General features: G+C 71.2%; 14 protein-coding genes. 3 read left to right on the top strand and 11 right to left on the bottom strand.

The genetic code is table 11. The features are described from left to right. Positions 1 to 30: 30 nt before the first annotated feature. Genes NUV38_RS06905 through NUV38_RS06875 form a run of 7 tightly spaced genes read right to left on the bottom strand, consistent with a single transcriptional unit; the run spans position 31 to position 10,190 of the window. Entirely contained in the window at positions 31 to 1,182 is a 1,152-nt protein-coding gene (locus NUV38_RS06905; RefSeq protein ID WP_257728418.1) for an ABC transporter substrate-binding protein, read from the bottom strand. A gap of 56 nt (positions 1,183 to 1,238) precedes the next feature. Next, positions 1,239 to 2,996 carry an iron ABC transporter permease gene (locus NUV38_RS06900; RefSeq protein WP_257728417.1) on the bottom strand — a complete coding sequence of 586 codons (1,758 nt, stop codon included), beginning with the start codon at positions 2,994 to 2,996 and terminating at the stop codon, positions 1,239 to 1,241. A 1-nt stretch (position 2,997) separates the two neighbouring features. Then, positions 2,998 to 4,149, bottom strand: a complete 1,152-nt coding sequence (locus tag NUV38_RS06895; RefSeq protein WP_257728416.1) for an ABC transporter ATP-binding protein — start codon at positions 4,147 to 4,149, stop codon at positions 2,998 to 3,000. A gap of 1 nt (position 4,150) precedes the next feature. Further along, positions 4,151 to 6,280, bottom strand: coding sequence for an acetate--CoA ligase family protein (locus tag NUV38_RS06890; RefSeq protein WP_257728415.1), 2,130 nt, complete (start codon positions 6,278 to 6,280; stop codon positions 4,151 to 4,153). After that, the gene (locus NUV38_RS06885) at positions 6,277 to 7,683 is read right to left on the bottom strand and encodes an MmgE/PrpD family protein (protein WP_257728414.1); all 1,407 of its coding nucleotides are present in this window, start codon (positions 7,681 to 7,683) and stop codon (positions 6,277 to 6,279) included. The genes NUV38_RS06890 and NUV38_RS06885 overlap by 4 nt, the downstream gene beginning before the upstream one ends. Next, entirely contained in the window at positions 7,680 to 8,828 is a 1,149-nt protein-coding gene (locus NUV38_RS06880; protein WP_257728413.1) for an acyl-CoA dehydrogenase family protein, read from the bottom strand. The genes NUV38_RS06885 and NUV38_RS06880 overlap by 4 nt, the downstream gene beginning before the upstream one ends. A gap of 42 nt (positions 8,829 to 8,870) precedes the next feature. Beyond that, positions 8,871 to 10,190, bottom strand: coding sequence for an MmgE/PrpD family protein (locus NUV38_RS06875; RefSeq protein WP_257728412.1), 1,320 nt, complete (start codon positions 10,188 to 10,190; stop codon positions 8,871 to 8,873). A gap of 209 nt (positions 10,191 to 10,399) precedes the next feature. Between NUV38_RS06875 and NUV38_RS06870 the strand changes: the two genes are divergently transcribed. The 3 genes from NUV38_RS06870 to NUV38_RS06860 all read left to right on the top strand — a co-directional run bounded on the left by NUV38_RS06870 (position 10,400) and on the right by NUV38_RS06860 (position 13,559). Beyond that, positions 10,400 to 11,110 (top strand): GntR family transcriptional regulator, encoded by a 711-nt coding sequence (locus NUV38_RS06870; RefSeq protein WP_257728411.1) that lies wholly within the window; start codon positions 10,400 to 10,402, stop codon positions 11,108 to 11,110. Between the two features lie 2 nt (positions 11,111 to 11,112). Next, complete coding sequence (locus NUV38_RS06865) at positions 11,113 to 12,324, top strand: MFS transporter (protein ID WP_257728410.1); 1,212 nt, start codon at positions 11,113 to 11,115, stop codon at positions 12,322 to 12,324. A 68-nt stretch (positions 12,325 to 12,392) separates the two neighbouring features. Continuing rightward, a complete protein-coding gene (locus NUV38_RS06860; protein ID WP_257728409.1) occupies positions 12,393 to 13,559 on the top strand; it encodes a nucleotide sugar dehydrogenase in 1,167 nt (388 codons plus the stop codon). Positions 13,560 to 14,062: 503 nt separating this feature from the next. Here the strand turns inward: NUV38_RS06860 and NUV38_RS06855 are convergent. The 4 genes from NUV38_RS06855 to NUV38_RS06840 form a co-directional block, all read right to left on the bottom strand. Then, positions 14,063 to 14,320: an HNH endonuclease signature motif containing protein gene (locus tag NUV38_RS06855; RefSeq protein WP_257728408.1), complete on the bottom strand. Its 258-nt coding sequence runs from the start codon at positions 14,318 to 14,320 to the stop codon at positions 14,063 to 14,065. A 34-nt stretch (positions 14,321 to 14,354) separates the two neighbouring features. Continuing rightward, on the bottom strand, positions 14,355 to 15,437 hold the full coding sequence (locus NUV38_RS06850; RefSeq protein ID WP_257728407.1) for a 13E12 repeat family protein: 1,083 nt from the start codon (positions 15,435 to 15,437) through the stop codon (positions 14,355 to 14,357). 147 nt (positions 15,438 to 15,584) lie between these two features. Beyond that, positions 15,585 to 15,881 carry a helix-turn-helix transcriptional regulator gene (locus NUV38_RS06845; protein ID WP_257728406.1) on the bottom strand — a complete coding sequence of 99 codons (297 nt, stop codon included), beginning with the start codon at positions 15,879 to 15,881 and terminating at the stop codon, positions 15,585 to 15,587. 4 nt (positions 15,882 to 15,885) lie between these two features. Then, a complete protein-coding gene (locus NUV38_RS06840) occupies positions 15,886 to 17,724 on the bottom strand; it encodes a phosphoenolpyruvate carboxykinase (GTP) (RefSeq protein ID WP_257728405.1) in 1,839 nt (612 codons plus the stop codon). Positions 17,725 to 17,849: the final 125 nt, after the last annotated feature.

Raw genomic sequence — 17,849 nt, 5'->3', positions numbered from 1 at the left:
GCCACCCGCCCCGTCCGTGCTCGTCCTGCGTCAGCCGCTGTAGCCGAACGCCCGGTTCCACCGCGCCACCACGTCGGCGCCGATGTCCCGCGCCTCCTCGGGGGTGTAGAGCGTGAACTGGTCGGAGTCGGCCGCCGGGAGCTGGTAGTCGCCCACCGGCGTCTCGGGGGTGTCCGTCCGCGCCGGCACGAAGCCCTGCGCCGCTGCGAACCTCTGGCCCGAGACCGACATCGTCCAGTTCTGGAACACCTGGGCCGCCGGGCTGTCGACGCCCGCCTCGGTCACACCCTGCATGTTGTAGGTGCCCGACACACCGGCCGGCGGCACCACCAGCGTGATCGGCGCACCCGCGACCTCGGCACCGTAGGTGCTGTTGAAGCCGGAGGTCACGACCTCGATCTCGCCGCGGGCGAGCGCCTCCAGCTGCACGCTGGTGGTGTCGAAGATCCGCGGGTCCTGAGCGGCGAGCTTCTCCCAGTAGTCGTCCCCGAGCTCGGTCTCCTGGAAGCGGGCCAGCCCCTGCACGGTGCCACCGGCACCGGCGTTCACGATGCCGAGCTTGCCCTTCCACTTGGGGTCGAGCAGGTCGTCCCAGTCCTGGGGCACGTCGTCACCCTGGACGGCCTGGTTGTTGTAGGCGAAGGAGTAGGCCGAGTAGTACGGCGCGTAGTAGAGGCCGTCCTCCCAGACGACGCCGTCCATGCCGGTGAGGGTGTCGTAGGACGCGACCTCGTAGGGCGCGTACACGCCCTCGGAGGCGAACTGCTCGGCGAGCACCGGGTCGGTGATGGTGACCACGCCGGCGTCGAGACGACCGGCACCGGCCTCGCTCAGCACCCGCTCGGACAGCTTGCCCGAGGGCATGCGGGTCATGTCGACGTCGATGCCGGTCTCGGCCTCGAACCGTGCGGCGGTGACCTCGGCGCTCTCGGCGCCCGACGCGGTGTACCAGGCGACGCTGCCCTCCTCGCGTGCTGCCTCGAGCAGCTCGGCGTCGGCCACCTCCTCGCCCTCGATGACGAGTCCGTCGGAGTCGTCGATCTCCGGCATCGCGAGGATCTCCTCGGCGGCGCTGTCGGCACCGGCGCTGCCGGACGCCTCCCCACTGCCACCGCAGGCGGCGAGGGTGAGGGACACCGCCGCGACCGCGGCCACGGCGAGGGTCTTGGGGGTCTTCTTCATGTCGTCCTCCTTGGACGTCCTTCGGGGGGTCGAGAGGCGCAGGGTGCGCCGCGGGGTCATCGGTTCGCCAGTCGTCGCGGGATGTAGGAGAGGACGAACATGATGAGGCAGTACAGGAGGCTCATGGCCGCCGCACCGCGCAAGGCTCCGCCGTTCTCGAACGCGTCGTAGATCGCGATCGAGAGGATCTTGGTGTCGGTCGTGTACAGGAACAGCGGCACCGTCAGCTCGCGCATGCTGAGCATGAGCAGCAGCACGAACGTGGACAGCAGCCCGACCTTCATGAGGGGCACGGTGACCGCGAGGATCGCCCGGGTGCGGCTGGCGCCGAGCATGACGGCGCTGTCCTCGAGGTCCCGGTCGGTCTGCAGGATCGACGACGCGATGCCGCGGAAGCCCTGGGGCGACTGGACGGCGATGAACGCGATCGCCATCACCGCCAGAGTGCCGTAGAGCGGGATCGGCATCACGAGCCACGTCCAGAGCAGACCCATGCCGAGCACGACCGCGGGGATCGCGAGCGGAACCATCGAGATGCCCTCGACGAGGCGCCGTCCGCTCACGGTGGTGCGGTAGACGGTGTAGCCGCACACGAAGGCCAGGACGGTGCCGGCCGTCGCGGCGACGATGCTCACCACGACGCTGTTGCCGGTCGCCTCGAGGAAGCCCTCGGACTGCAGGACCGTGCCCAGGATCGACAGGTCGAACGCGCCCGGCTGGAACAGGTCCCCGATCGACGTCATGTAGGGCGTCGCCCGCCCGGCCGTCACGACCAGCGCCAGGAGCGGAAGCACGATCGACAGCGTGAAGAAGCCGAGCACGGCGACGAGGGCGGGCGTCCGCCACTTCCCCAGCGCGATCTTCTTGTTCTTCACGCCCTTGCCGGTGACCGTGGTGAACGACCGCTTGGCGATCACCCGGTTCTGCAGCGCGGTGGCGACCAGCACGACGGCGACCAGCACGATGGCGATGGCGGCGCTCTCGTTGCCGCGCGACGGTGTCGCGTTCAGCAGCCGGAAGATGAACGTCGGCAGGGTGTCGACCCCGCCGGGGGTGCCCAGCACCTGCGCCACCGGGAAGTTCTCGAAGATGAGGGTGAAGGTGAGGATGCCCGACCCGAGGACCGCAGGCAGCGCGAGCGGGAACGAGATCCGGCGCAGCATCGTGCGGGTGGAGGAGCCGTGGATCTGCGCGGCCTCCTCCAGGTCCGGGCTCATGAGCGAGAGGGCCGCGTGCACCATGAGGAACGTGTACGGCGCGTAGTACATCGCGAAGACCAGGACGAGGCCCGGCATCGAGTACATGTTCACGAAGGCGGGCAGCCCCACGTCGCGCAGGCCGATGTTGAGCAGGCCGGCGTTCGGGCTGCCGAGCATGGACCAGGCGAGCGCACCGACGTAGGACGGCAGGAACATCGGCATGAGCCCGACGAGGTAGACGAAGGACGGGATGCGGATGTCGGTCCGCGCGGCGAGGAAGGCCAGGCCTCCGCCGATCAGACCGGCCAGGAGCGTGGCCGCGATGGCCATGACCATCGAGTTCACGAACGCCTGCCGCACCTCGGGGACGCCGAGGACGCCGAAGTTGCCGAGTGTCGGCGAGAGGCTGATGTTGCCCGGCCGCGGGACGGAGCCGGTCATGGAGGCCAGCAGCACGAAGCCGGCCGGCACGAGGATGAGGAACGCCAGCACGGCGATCAGCAGACCGGAGCCGAGCCACCGGCGCAGGAACCCGGCGCGGGTCCTGGGGGCGCTCGTGTCGGAGCGCGGTGCGGGCGACGGCGCCGCGGGCGCGTCGACGAGGGTGGAGGCCACGTCACTCACCCGCCTGGCCGGCGCCGACGAGCTCGGGGCGCGTCGCGGGTGCCGGGCCGTCGGGGACGATCCCGGGCACCTGGTCGGGCAGGACCTTCACGTCGCGGGCGTCGACCTGCACGAACACGCGGTCGCCGGGACGGAAGACGCTGACGGCGGAGCCGGCGAGGGTGGCCTCGACGACCGGGCCGGCGTCGAGCGTCACCGAGCAGCGGGTCGTCGCCCCCTGGAAGACCGTCACGCCGACGGTGCCCTCCCAGGCGTTCGCAACCTGCTCGTCACGCTCGAGCGTCACCCGGACGTGCTCAGGACGGATGCTCACGCTGGCCGGCACGTCGCCGAGGCCGGCGGACTCGCTCACCAGCTCCAACGGGTGCTCGGCCGACTCGAGGCGGTGGCCCGTGCCCGGCTTGACCGGGAAGATGTTGAGCACGCCGAGGAACGCCGCGATCGACGCGGACGCCGGGGTGTCGTAGATCTCCGTCGGCGCGGCCAGCTGGGCGATGCGCCCGTGCTGCATCACGGCGACGCGGTCGGCCAGCGCCAGCGCCTCGCTCTGGTCGTGCGTCACGTAGATCGACGTCAGGCCCAGGTCCAGCTGCAGGCGCCGCAGCTCGACCCGCAGGTCGTCGCGCAGCCGGGCGTCGAGGTTCGACAGCGGCTCGTCCAGCAGCATGATCGCGGGCTCCATGGCGAGGCTGCGGGCCAGCGCGACGCGCTGCATCTGGCCCCCCGAGAGTGCGCTCGCGCTCTTGTCGGCCTGGTCCTCCAGGCCGACGGTCCGCAGGGTGGTCAGGGCCTTCTCGCGCAGCTCGGACTTGGCGACCTTCTGCATCCGCAGCGGGAAGGCCACGTTCTCCAGCACCGTGAGGTGCGGCCAGACCGCGTACGACTGGAACACCAGCCCGACGTTGCGCTTGTTGGCCGGGACCCGGGTGCCCGCGTCCGCGTCGAAGACCGCGCGACCGCCGATGCTGATCCGACCGGCCGACGGCTCCTCGAGCCCGGCCACGCACCGCATCGTGCTGGTCTTGCCGCAGCCGGACTGGCCGAGCATCACGATGGACTCGCCGTCGGCGATGTCCAGCGACAGGTCCTTCACCGCCTGGAAGTCGCCATAGTGCAGCGACAGGTTCTCGATCGTGACGTCCATGTCAGCTCTCCTTCGTCACAGGGGTGGGGGTGCGGACCGTGACGAGCGCGTCCAGCGCCACGACACCCTGACCGGCGCGGAGGACCGCGACGGGGTTGATCTCGGCCTCGACGACGTCGGGGCGGTGGTGGGCGAGCCGCGAGACGGACACGACCAGGTCGGCCAGCGCGTCGAGGTCGCCGAGCGGGGCCGAGCGGTAGCCGCGCGACAGGGCCGTCGCGCGGACCTCCTCGACCATGGTCCGTGCGACAGCCCGGTCGACGGGTGCGAGCCGCACGGCGCTGTCGCCGTAGAGCTCGACGTTGACGCCGCCGGAGGCGAGGACGACGAGCGGACCGACGGTCTCGCTGACCCGGTAGCCGACGAGCACCTCCTGCACGGGATCGGTCACCATCTCCTGCACGAGCACCGTGTCGGCACCGACCTCGGGCCGGTGCTCGGCCACGGAGGCGAGGATGCGCTCTCGCGCCGCCTGCACGCCGTCGGCGTCCTTCAGCCCGATCTCGACGCCGCCGACGTCGGACTTGTGCGCGATCTCGTCGGACAGGACCTTCACGACCACCGGGTAGGGCAGGTCGGCCGGCACGGAGTCGTCGGGGCCCACCACGTGCGAGACGGGGAAGCGGGCGCCCACGGCTGCCAGCACGTCGGCCGACGCGTGCTCGTCGAGCGCGGTGACCCCGAGCGGGGTGGAACCGACGGCCTCGACGGGCGGGACGGCCAGCGCGTCGAGCCGCGGGGCGGACGCGCGCAGGGTCGCGGCGACCGACTCCGCGCAGGACTCGATGGTGCGGAAGGCCGGTACGCCCGCCCAGTGCAGGCGGGCCAGGGTCGTGAGTGCGTCGGGCAGGGCCCACGCGACGACCGGGAGGTCGCGACCCGCGAAGTCCTCGATGGCGCTCGCGGCGAGCTCGGGGTTGAGCCTCGCGGACGAGCCGATCACGAAGACGAGCAGGTCCAGCTCCTGGCTGGCCTCGAGGATGCCGAGCACCGACGTCACCTTGTCGTGACGGGTGCCGGCCAGCGTCAGGTCGACGATGAGGCTCTCGACCACGGCGACGCCCGCGTCGTTGATCGCCTGGAACACGGCGCTCGACGGCTTGGTGACGGTGAGTCCGCGCATCTCCAGCTCGTCGACGGCGATGGCCGCACCGCCACCGGTGGACGTGATGACGCCGACCCGCGGCGGGGTGCCGTCGGCGCGGCGCGGCACGTCGGCGAGACGCCGCTGCACGGCACCGCACTCGACGAGCGACTCGAAGTTCTCGACGCGCACGAACCCGCACGCCTCGAAGAACGCCGACGCCTCGCTGTCCTCGCCGGCGAGCGCGCCGGTGTGCGAGACCGACAGCTCGGCGGCCGCGTCGGAACGGCCCAGCTTGTAGACCGTGACCGGCTTGCCACGCTCGTGCGCCAGGCGCGCGAACTCCGCGAGCGGGGCCGCGTTGTCGAGCGACTCCAGGAACAGGCAGTAGGAGTCGACCTCCGGATCGTCGACCGTGGCGGCGCAGATCTCGCCGAGCGTCAGGTCGATCTCCGAACCGGTCGAGACGAGCCCGGCGAAGCCGATGCCGACCGCCTTGGCGCGGGTCATGAGCGCGCCGATGACGCTGCCGGACTGCGACGCGACGACCGTGCGGCCCACGGGGATGTCGTCCTCGGCGAAGGCGGCGTTGGCCGTCAGGAGCATCCCCGCGCCGGGGTTCACCACGCCGATGCTGTTGGGCCCCACGATGCGCACACCGTATCGGCGGGCCACCTCGAGCAGCTCGCGCTGTCGCTCGGCACCCTCGGGTCCGGCCTCGGCGAAGCCGCCGGCCAGCACGGTCACGACGGGCACGCCGCGCTCGCCGCACTCGCGCACGGCGTCGACGACGAAACGGGTGTCGGCGGCGACGAACACGTGGTCGGGCGTCTCCGGCAGGGCCGAGATGCTGGGCCACGCCTTCTCGCCGAGCACCGTGTCGCGGCGCGGGTTGACCGGGTAGACCCGGCCCGCGTACCCGGCCTTGCGCAGGAACGCCAGCGGTCGGGCGCCGGTCTTGGTGATGTCGTCGGAGGCGCCGATGATGGCGACCGACTCCGGGTGCAGCAGGGCTGCGCCCAGCGTGGTGGTGGACAGGACGGTCACGACGCGACCTCCTCGGGCAGGACGACGTCGAGCGTCGTGCGGGCGCTGGGCGCGGTCCAGGTCTGCTCGGCCAGGGCCGCGGCGCGGTCGTGGCCGATCACCGGTCCGGCGAGACGGACGAGCTTGGCGGTCATGTCGTCGTCGCTGACCGGGTTCGACGGCTCGCCGTAGGGCGTGTCGACCTGCTCGGTGAGGACGGTGCCGTCGTGCAGGGTCACCTCGAGCACGGCGCGGCGCAGCCGCGGGTAGGCCGCGTCGGCGTCGTCGTCGGCCACCACGGCGACGCGACCGACGAGGTCGCGCACGGTGGCGTCGTGGCGGGCCTCGGGGCCGAACTCGGTCAGGCCGACCTCGTCGAACGTGAGGGCGACGGTCACGGCGAACGGGATGCTCATCTGTGCGTCGAGGAACTCGTCGACGTCGGTCGCGGCGTGGTGCGAGGCGACCGTGTAGGTGCGGACCAGCACGGAGGCGACGTCGTCGCCCTTGAGCCCGTGCTCGGCCCGCAGCGCGAGGGCCGCGTCGATGGGTCCGTGCAGGTGCCGGCAGCAGGGGTAGGGCTTGACGTAGGTGCGCAGGAAGACCCACTCCTCGCCGAGGCCGCCGAGCAGGGTGTCGGCGTCGAGCTCGCCGCGGGTGAACGCCTCCGCGTACCCGTGCCGGGCCTCGAGGACGCCGCGCGGGCCGGTGACGCCGGCCTGCGCCAGCTCGGCACTCGCGATCGCGTCGCGGGCCGCCTTGCCGGGGTGCAGGCGCTTGACCTCGGCCGCCTGGCCGAGGAACGCGAACAGGCCTCCGGCGTGCGACGCGGCGATGCCGAGCGCGTGCTCCATCTGCTCCGCATCGAGGCGGTGCAGCACGCCGACGGCGAGGGCCCCGGCCAGGACTCCGGTGAGCGGCGTGTTGTGGAAGTGGTTGCGCCACGTGGCCGGGTGGCCGGCGGCGGCCAGGCGGCAGACGCCCTCCAGGCCGACCGCGAGCGCACGCTCGGTGAGGTCGTCGTCGCTGCCCGCGGCCTGGGCCGCAGCCAGCACGGCGGGGAACACGACGGTGCTCGGGTGGACGCTGCCCGGCGTGTAGCCGTCGTCGACCTCCAGGCAGTGCGCGCTCGTGCCGTTGACCAGCGCGGCACCGAGGGCCGAGAGCCGGCCCGTGCCGACCGCCTCCGCAGCATCGCCGCCGTACTGGACCTTCGCGTGCGTGGCGACCTGGCGCGACGTCGGCGCCGCGGCGCCGGGGATCACCGCGGCCAGGTAGTCCACCCAGAGTCGGCGGACGTGGTGACGGGTGGCGTCGTCGAGCGGACGATCGGCCTGGGCGGCGGCCCACGCGGCGACCGCAGCGGTGGCGCCCGCGAGCTCGGGGCTCGCGGCGTCAGGACTGGTGGGGGTGCTGGTGCTCATCGGCTGGCTCCCGCCCGCTGGTCGAAGCGTCGGCCGAAGACCGACTGGGCGATGGTGTTGCGCAGGATCTCCGTGGACCCGCCGGCGATCATCCAGCCGCGGGTCCGGCGCACGATGTACTCCATCGGGAACTCCTGGGAGTAGCCGCTGGCGCCGAACACCTGCAAGGCGTCGTTGGCGACCTTGAACGCCGTCTCGTTGGCGTGCACCTTGGCGATCGCGGCGTCGGTGGAGTCGGGCGCACCGGCGTCGGCGTCGGCCACGGCACGGAAGAGCAGCATCTTGGAGGCGTCCAGCTGGATCCTCATGTCGGCGAACTTCCACTGCAGGCCCTGGAACTCGCACAGGTTCTTGCCGAACTGCGTGCGCACCTGGGCGTGCTCGACGGCCCGCTCGTAGGCGCTCTCGGCGAGGGCGAGGGCGCGTGAGGCGTTGCCCATCCGCTCGACGCCGAAGATCGACAGCATGGAGCGGACGGCGCCGGACTCGGCCAGCACGTAGTCGCGCGGCACGCGGCACTCGTCGAAGTAGAGCTGGCAGTGCGACTCGCCCGACATGTGCCGCTCGGTCTTGCCGCGGCTGAAGCCCGGGGAGTCGAACGGCACCAGCACGGCGCCGATGTCCTTCGTCGTCGGCCCGAAGCGGCACCACACGACGGAGTAGGAGGCCTCCGGGCCGTGGGAGTTCCACACCTTCTGACCGTTGAGGACGACCTCGTCACCCTCGATGCGGGCCGACGTGCGCAGCTCGGTGAGCGCGCTGCCGGCCTCCGGCTCGCTCATGCCGGCGGTGACGATCGCCTCGCCGGCGAGGAGCCTCGGCAGCACCTCGCGCTTCACCCGGTCGGACCCGAAGTTCGCGACCTGGCGGATGGCGCCGAAGTTGCTGGCCTGCAGCGCGTCGGCGCTGTGGGGGCACACCTTCGTGATGGCCATCATGACCAGCACCGCGTCGAGCAGGGACGCACCCTGGCCACCCAGCTCGGGGTCGAGGGTCAGACCGGTCAGGCCGTTGTCGGCGAGCACCTTGAGGCTGTCCCAGGCGAACTCGGTCCGCTGGAACGCCTTCGGGGCGAACTCCTTCTCGGCCAGCTTGGTGACCGAGTCGACGAGGGCGGTCTGCTCGGGGGTCAGGGAGAAATCCATCGGTGTCCTTCGGTGGGAAGTGGTGGTGTGCGGTCGGGGTGGTCAGGCCACGGGCTGGCGTGACGGGGTGAACTCGGAGAGGGCGCGGCGCAGGCCGGCGGCGTCGAGGTCGGCGACCCCGTCGACGAAGGCCCACGTGCGGTCGGCCTCGACGTTGGCGTCGAGACCGCCGACGGTGAAGCAGGAGCGGATCTTGGCGGTGACGGCGTCGCGGTCGAGCGGTGCGGCGGGGCCGCCGGGCATCGGGGCCTCGACCACGTGCACGTCCCCACCACGCAGCAGCTCGACGGTCGCGCCGCTCATGACGGTGCTGGCCGGGAGGTCCTGGCGGACCTCGACGTGCGCGGCCGCAGCGGCGATGCCGGGGTCGACGACGTCGGGGCCGGCGAGGGTCGCGACGTCGTAGCGGCCGGTGGTCCAGACCGACGCGACCTGCCACGGCACGGAGAACTGGGCGTCGATGATCGGCTCGCCCCGGTCGGCGAAGGGACGCGAGACCATCGCGTAGGACGCCCCCTCGGGCAGGTGCACGACGATGCGGTCGTCGGCCTCGGCGCCGTGGCGGCGGTACAGCTCCTCCGCGGCGGCGATGGCCGCGTGGCCGTACCGGCAGGCCGGGTAGGGCTTGATGGCCAGCTCGGCGCCGGCGAACGGGCCGTCGAGCACGTCGGCCACCGACAGCTGCGAGCCGGGGACGAGGCCGTGCTCGCCGGTGAGCCAGCCGCGCGGGCCCTCGATGCCGTGGGCGGCGAGGGAGGCGGCGTAGAGACCGGCCTGGACGGCGAGGCCCGGCTGGACCCGCTTGGCGAGCGAGCTGTCGACGACCGCTTGGCGGGAGCCGGGCGCCAGCGACGCCCCGAGGGCCAGCGACATCGCGTTCTCGATGCCTGCGCGGTCGAGCCCCCAGGTGGCGGCGACCGCGGCAGCGGCAGCCGGCGCGCCGAGTCCGGCGGTGCGGATGACACCCGGCCGCGGTCCGACGAGCCCGCCGAGCCGCGCGAGTACCTGCACGCCGACCACGACGCCGTCGGCGAAGCGGGCCCCGCTCGCCGGACGGCGCTGGGCGGCGACGAGCGCCGCGGGGACGGCCACGGCGGCCGTGTGCACGACCGCCTCGTCGTGCGTGTCGTCGAAGTCCCACGCGTGGATCAGCGCCGACGAGACCGCCGCCGCGGCCGACGGCGACCAGCGTCGGCCGGTCCACGGCACCACCACGTCGCCGTCGCCCAGCTCGTCGGCGGCGAGCAGCATCGCGCGCAGCCCGGGCGCCTGGCCGCCGGCGGCCATGAGGCCCCAGGCGTCGGCGAGCAGGATGCGCCAACGGTCGAGCTCGGCGGCGTCGAGGGTGTCGAGGTGACTCACGAGCGGGGGCTCCTTGGGCTGTTGACGGCGGCAGTTCGGTGACCGGGGTCACGTGCTCCACGTCACTCTAGGAAGCCCGCCCGAGGATGTCTAGATATTCTATAGATTCTTTTTCGCACGATCTTTGTGGCAGACTGAGCCCAGCGCGATCCCCTGCCGCACGAGTACGGTGCGTCAGCGGGCACCCGTCCGCACAGAGAGGAGCCGGCATGCGCAGCGACGAGGTCACCCTTCCCGGCAGCCGTACCGCCTACGTCCTCGAGCGCCTGCGCACCGACCTGCGCAACGGGCTCATCAACCCCGGCGACCAGCTGCGCCAGGTCGAGATCGCCCGCCGCTACGGCGTGAGCGCGACCCCCGTCCGCGAGGCCCTGCGGGTCCTCGAGGCGGACGGGATGATCGACTACCACGCCCACCGGGGAGCCACGGTGCGTGACTACACGCCCCAGATGGCCACCGACCTCTACCGGATGCGCGCCGAGATGGAGGCGCTCGCGGTCCGGGTGGCCATGGAGCGGATGACGCCCGAGGTCCTCACGCAGATCCGCGCGGCCGACGTGGAGCTGCTCGCCGCCACCGCGTCGCAAGCCTCGCCCGCGGAGCTGTCACGCCTCAACAAGTCGCTGCACTTCGCCATCTACCAGGCCACGTCGCCGGTGATGATCGAGTGCATCGAGATGCTCTGGAGCCGGTTCACGCCCTCGGTCACCCTGTGGAGCGTCAGCGGGTTCACCACCGAGCTGCGCCACGACCACGAGGCGATCCTCACGGCGATCGAGGCCGGCGACGCCGAGGCTGCGAGCCGGGCCATGCACGCGCACATCATGCACGCGTGCGACCTGCGAGCCACGCACGCCGGACTTCGGCCCGCCGGGCCCGCGGACGCCGCCGCCGACGCCGTCTCCCCCGAAGCGCCCTGAGGGTGCAGGGCCGACCCGCCTGGTTGCGGCGACCGTCCTGGTTCACGTCCCTCGTCCTGGTCTCGATCGTCTCGCACGCCGTCCTCAACGGCGTGCGGACGCTGATCTCCTACCGCGCGATCGCCCTCGGTGGCGACGCGTTCGCGGTGGGGGTCATCACGGCAGCCTTCGCGGTCCTCCCCCTCCTGGTGGCGCTGCCCATCGGCCGTGCTGTGGATCGCGGTCACGGCACCCGCGCCCTGAGGTCCGGGCTCCTGCTCACGGTCGTCGCGGTCGCGCTGGCGGCGACGAGCGACCAGCTGGCCGTCCTGGCCCTCGCGAGCGCCCTGCTCGGCTTCGGGCAGATCCTGCACACCATCGCCTGCCAGAGCCTCATCCCGCTGTGGTCGCCGCCGGACTCGATGGACCGGCGCTTCGGCCAGCTGACGCTGGGCGTGTCGATCGGGCAGTTCCTCGGGTTCCCCCTCGCCGGCGTGGTCGCCACGCTCACCAACGACCGGGCGACGAGCGGCGTCGAGACCGGCCCGGCGCTGCTGGTGTTCACCGTCATCGCCGCCGCAGCCGTGCCGCTGGCCTTCGCGTTCCGGCCCGCCTCCCGCGAGACGCGCAGCCGCCAGGACCAGGCGGCCACCCGCCAGTCGCCCCTGACCATCCTCGGGCAGCGGGGCATGAAGCCGGCCATGTACTCGTCCATGACGGTGCTGTCGGGGCTCGACCTCCTCACGGCCTACCTCCCCCTCCTCGGCGACCAGCTCGGCCTCAGCGTCGGGGTGGTGACGACCCTGCTCACGCTGCGGGCCGTCGCGTCGGTGCTGTCGCGCATCGCCCTGCCGGTGCTGCTGGCGCGGCTCGGGCGTCGCCCGCTGATCATCTCGGCCACGCTCGCGTCGGCCGTGCCGATGGCGCTCGTGCCCCTCACCACCGACGCCGTCGCGCTCGGTGCCGCGATGCTGGTGATCGGCTTCTTCTGGGGCATCGGCCAGCCGCTCACGATGGTCTGGGTGACGGCCGTGTCGCACCGCGACAACCGCGCGTCGGCGTTGGCGATCCGGCTGGCCGGCAACCGGGTGGCGCAGTTCGCCGTCCCGCTCGGCGCCGGGGCGGTGGCCGGCGCGACCGGCGTGGGCGTCATCTTCTACCTGACCGGGGCCCTCCTCGCGTCGTCGGGCCTCATCTCCTGGAACGCGACGAGAGCCCTGCCCGAGGAGGGCTGAGCGGGTCGCGGACGAGGTCACACGTCGCACGCAACCTCGCGGACACCCGGCTCACCTAGGGTGGCGGCATGAAGATCGCAGTGGTCGGCACGGGCTACGTGGGCCTCTCGAACGCCGTCATCCTGGCGCAGCGCCACGAGGTGGTGGCCGTCGACATCGACGCGGCCAAGGTGGCACAGATCAATGCACGCACCTCGCCCATCGAGGACGCCGAGCTGGAGCAGTACCTGGCGGAGAAGCCACTCGACCTCACAGCCACCACCGACGCTGAGGCCGCGTACGCGGACGCCGACTTCGTCATCGTCGCGACCCCCACCGACTACGACCCCAAGACCAACTACTTCGACACCAGCTCCGTCGAGAGCGTGATCGAGGCGGCCGGGGCGATCAACCCTGCGGCATCGATCGTCATCAAGTCGACGGTGCCGGTGGGCTTCACGGCGCGTGTCGGGGACGAGTACCCGGGCCGGACGATCATCTTCTCCCCGGAGTTCCTGCGGGAGGGACGCGCGCTCCACGACAACCTGCACCCGTCGCGGATCGTGGTGGGGTCGGAGACGGCCGAGGGCAAGACCTTCGCCGAGCTGCTGCGCGAGGGTGCCCTCGACGACGACGTTCCGGTGCTGCTGACCGGCTCCACGGAGGCCGAGGCGATCAAGCTGTTCGCCAACACCTACCTGGCGCTGCGGGTGGCGTACTTCAACGAGCTGGACACGTACGCCGCGCTCACCGGCCTGGACACCCGCCAGATCATCGAGGGCGTGGGCCTCGACCCGCGCATCGGCAGCCACTACAACAACCCGTCGTTCGGTTACGGCGGCTACTGCCTGCCGAAGGACACCCGGCAGCTGCGCGCCAACTACGCGTCGGTGCCGCAGAACCTGATCGGCGCGATCGTGGATGCCAACACCACCCGCAAGGACTTCGTGGCCGAGGACATCCTGCGTCGCAACCCGCGGACGGTGGGCATCTTCCGGCTGGTCATGAAGGCCGGCTCGGACAACTTCCGCGCCTCGAGCATCCAGGGCGTGATGAAGCGTCTGAAGGCCAAGGGCACCGAGGTGATCGTGTTCGAGCCCCTGCTCCCCGACGAGCCCTTCTTCGGCTCGGAGGTCGTGCGCGACCTCGAGGACTTCAAGCGTCGCAGCGACGTGATCGTGGTCAACCGCCGCACCGACGAGCTGTCCGACGTGGCCGACAAGGTCTACACCCGCGACCTCTTCGGCAACGACTGACCTTCAGCGTCCCGAACCCCACCCGGTGGTCGAGTGCCTCCCCGAACTCCCCCGCGTTGGTCGAGTGCCTCCCCAAGCCACTCGGTGGTCGAGTGCCTCCACGAGCGCCAGCGAGGGGAGGTGTATCGAGACCACTCCGGGCGGCTCAGCGGTAGCCGCCTGCGTGTCGAGATCGTCGGTGTGAGGTCTCGATACGGACGGGCTTCGCAAGCTCGCCCGTCCTACTCGACCAGCGGTGTCTCCGTTGGTCGGCCCCGTGGGGTCCCGGTGGTCGAGCACCTCCCCAAGCCACCCGGTGGTCGAGTGCCTCCCCGCCCCCCGGTGGTCGAGCACCTCCCCGAACCCCACCCGGTGGTCGAGTCCCTCCCCAAGCCACTCGGTGGTCGAGTGCCTCCACGAGCGCCAGCGAGGGGAGGTGTATCGAGACCACTCCAGGCGGCTCAGCGGGGCCTGAGCAGCACGTTTGCCCCGACCGATGAGTCGGGGTGTCGTGGTCACGTAGGTCAGGGCCGCCAGCGGGTGTTTCGTTGCCAGGCGTCGGACCCGGGGAGCTTCCACTCGACGTGTCCGTCGTCGGGGTTGATCCTGCCGATCCAACCTTGCTCGTGGGCTCGGTGGTGGTGGAAGGGGCACAGGAGTGCGCCGTCGCGGATGTCGGTGGTCTTGGAGATCGCGTAGGGGTTGAGGTGATGAGCCTCGGTCCACCTGGCGTCTCGGTCGCAGCTGTCGGGTGCGGTGCAGCCGCCGTCGCGCTTCTCCATCGCCCGGCGTGAGCTGCGGTTGAATCCCCCGCGGCTACGCCCCTTGTGCGGGGGTGCCCCCATTCCGGTTCGCTGATCCGAGGTCCAGGGGGAGCGGCTTGCCGTCGAGGACCATCGGCACGATCTGGGCGGAGCAGGCGAGGCGGCGGGCCTCGCCGGCGCTGATGCGGGTTCCGTCGGAGAGGCCGGCGGCCTTCAGACCACCCATCAGGGTGTCCAGGTCGAGATTCACCGTGACCACGGCACTCACGCCACCGTTGGTGGGGAGGCGGTCGGCGGGGAGGTGCTCGACCGGGGTGGCGAAGGCGTGACCGAGCCGCTGCGGGTAGGTCTGGCCAAATCCCACTTCATCGAACTCGCCGGTGGCGGCGTTGACGGTGCCGACCTTCTGGTGCGGTGCTGCCAACGCGTCGAGGGCGGTCTTGAGCATCGCGCCCTGGGCTTCGGGGAGGGTGAAGCGGCCGGTGACGGTGCCGTCGTTGTTGTCCCACATCGAGAACGACGTCTTGGCGCGGGCGGCTTCTTCCTTCTTGCGGAGGATCTCGTCCTCGTCGGCATCGACCTCGTCGACGGTCTTGCGGTAGGCCTCGGTGATCCGCGCGCCCCGCAGGCGCAGGTCCTTCAACGTCAGTCGCTGTGCGTCCTTCAGCAGGGTCTCTTCGCACCGCTCGCGCTGCTCATTGGTCACGTCCTCGGGGAGCTTGGCCAACGCGCGGGAGATGATGTCGGCCTGCTTGGTGCTGATCACTCCGGCGGCGAGCGCGTTCTCGGTGAGGGTGGTCTGCTCCGCGATCCGTTCGGCGGTGTTCACTAGGGCGTCGGCACCGCTGCGGTCCCCACCGAAGTCGATCGAGATGGTCGCACCGGTCGACGTTCCTGTCCCGGTTCGGGGTCCGTCGCCGTTGGCTGCGGCCTTGCGGGCCTTCTCGAGCACGCGTGCGGCGGCCATCTTGTGCGCCGCGACCTGGGACTCCAGGCGACCGAGCTCACCGATCAGTCGGCGGACCTCGGTGGTCTCCAACCCGTCCCACGCGGCAGTGGGGACGGCGGAGAACGCCTCACGAGCAGCGCGCACACAGGCCGGCACCGGATGGGTGTCGAGTGCGGCGACGCTCATGGTTCCTCCTGCTGGACTATCCCCATCCTAGAGGGCAGATCAGACAGGAAACAAGCACCTGTTCGAATATGTGACGGAGGTCCCCGCCCTCCACAGACCTTCGGCCCCGCTCGAGACGAGCGGGGCCGAAGGGCGGAGCGAGCAGTGTCAGTCGAGCGCGCGCAGCAACGCCCGCCCCGCGTGCAGCAGGTCCGCCACGCGGTCGGTGGCGAGGGCGTACTCGACGGTGCCGCCCTGCCGGGTGGAGGTCACGAGCCCGACGCGACGCAGCACCGCCAGCTGCTGCGACAGCGACGACGACTCGACGTCGATGTCGGCGAGCAGCTCGCGCACCGCCATGGGCCGGGTCTCCAGCAGCTCGAGCACCCGGATGCGGACCGGGTGCCCGAGCGTGCGGAAGAGCTCGGCCTTGCTGTGGTGCAGTGGTGCGCTGGTGTCGCCCACCAGCTCAGGCGTCGTCGGCGGCAGCGGCCTCGAGTGCGGCAGCGACGCGACGGTGCGCCTCCCAGATCTCCTCGGGCAGGTCGCGGAACTGCTCGAGGTGCACCTGGCGGTGCCCGATCTCCTCGCGCCAGCGTGGGACGTCGATCGTGAGGATCGTGTCGAGGTCGGCGAGCGCCTGGTCGTCCAGGCCCTCGAGCAGCAGCTCGTCGCGGGTCGGGATGACGCCGACGGGCGTGCGCTGACCCTCGACCTCGCCGTTCATGTACTGCATGAGCCACACGAGGGGACGCAGGTTCTCGCGGTAACCGGGCCACAGGAAGCGGCCGTCGTCGCCGCGCTGGAACCAGTTGACGTGCGCGAACACCGGCTTCTTCTCGGTGCGGCTGAACACCTCGAGCCAGTGAGCGGCGTAGTCGCCCTCGCCGTAGGACATGAACGGACGCATCGACATCGGGTCGTAGCGCAGCACGCCCTCGAGGCCGTCGGCCGCGGCCGTGGCCTCGGCACCGAGCGTCAGACCGTCGTAGACGCCCTCGGCGACGTCGTCGATGGCGCGGATGAGCGGCTCGCGGTCGCGGGTGCGCCCGCCGAAGATGACGCCGTGGATCTCGACGCCCTTCGGGTCCTCGAAGTCCGCGGCCACGTTGGGGACGTTCTCCAGCGTGGTGGTGAAGCGGCTGTTGGGGTGGGCCCAGGGGGCGTCGACCTCGTCGCCGGTGCGGTCGGCGATGACGTCGCCCTTCCAGTCCTCCCAGCCGTCGAGGTCGGTGGGCTTGTCGCCCTTGCCCTCCCACCAGACCTCCTGGGTCTTGGTGTTGTAGGCGACGTTGGTGAAGATGGCGCCGGTGCCGTCGACGATGGAGTCCACGGCGGTCGGGTTGGTCTTCTCGTTGGTGTCCTTCGCGACGCCGAACACCCCGTTCTCGGGGTTCATGCCGTAGAGCTTGCCGTCGTCGCCGACCCACAGCCAGGCGATGTCGTCGCCGTAGAACTCGACGTAGTACCGGTCGCCGAGGGCGTCGGGGGCGAGCGTCATGGCCAGGTTCGTCTTGCCCGACGCGGACGGGAAGCCGCCGCAGATGTGGTACTTCTTGCCGGTCTCCTTGTCGACGATGCCGAGCAGCATGAACTGCTCCACGAGGAAGCCGTTCTTCCAGCCGTCGTAGGAGCCCTGGCGCAGGCCGTGGGCGATCTTGCCGAGCAGCGCGTTTCCGCCGTAGGACGAGCCGAAGTGCAGGATGGTGCGCTCGTCGGCCACGGTGACGAAGTAGCGCTTGTCGTCGGGGGTGCCCTGGCCGAGGTTCTCGAGGTCGCCGGTCACGTGGACGGCGCGCACGAAGGAGTCACCGAGGTCGTTCACGTACTCCGCGCCGACGCGGGCCATGCGGATCATCTGCATGACGACGTTGCGGTTGTCGGTGAGCTCGACGCCGGCGGCGTACTCCGACAGGGGCGAGCCCTTCGGTGCCATGAGGTAGGGGATGACGTACATGGTCTTGCCCTCGGACGCGCCGGTCATGAGGCCGACCAGCTTGTCCTTCATCTCCGCGGACGGACGCCAGTTGTTGTAGATGCCCTTGTCGTTCTCGTCGCTGGTGGCGACGATGGTGCGCTCCTCGGCGCGGGCGGTGTCCTTGAAGTAGGACCGCGAGTAGTAGCGACCCTCGCCGGCGGGGAGCAGCTCCCCGGCCTCGAGCGCCTCCTCGATCAGGCGGGCGTCGTCAGCGGCCGAGACGACCTCGACCCGCGCGGCGCCCGTCACCCCCGCCCAGTGCTGCACGTACTCGCGCACGTGCTCGTTGGTGAGTCCAGCCTGGTCGAGCGCTGCCGCCACGTCTGCCATCGTGTCGTTTCCTCTCGTTGCCCCGTCCGGGGACACGTTCTGGGGGGTCTCCCCCGCCATGGGTTGGAGCGACCGTACCGGAGTTGAAGAACTTTTCATCTACCGGGATGTAACAAGTGGGAAAT

Source organism: Aeromicrobium sp. 50.2.37 (assembly GCF_024655735.1).
Classification (GTDB): Bacteria; Actinomycetota; Actinomycetes; order Propionibacteriales; family Nocardioidaceae; genus Aeromicrobium.
Note: the sequence above shows the minus strand (reverse complement) of the source record. Positions and strands in the feature narration are given on the sequence as shown.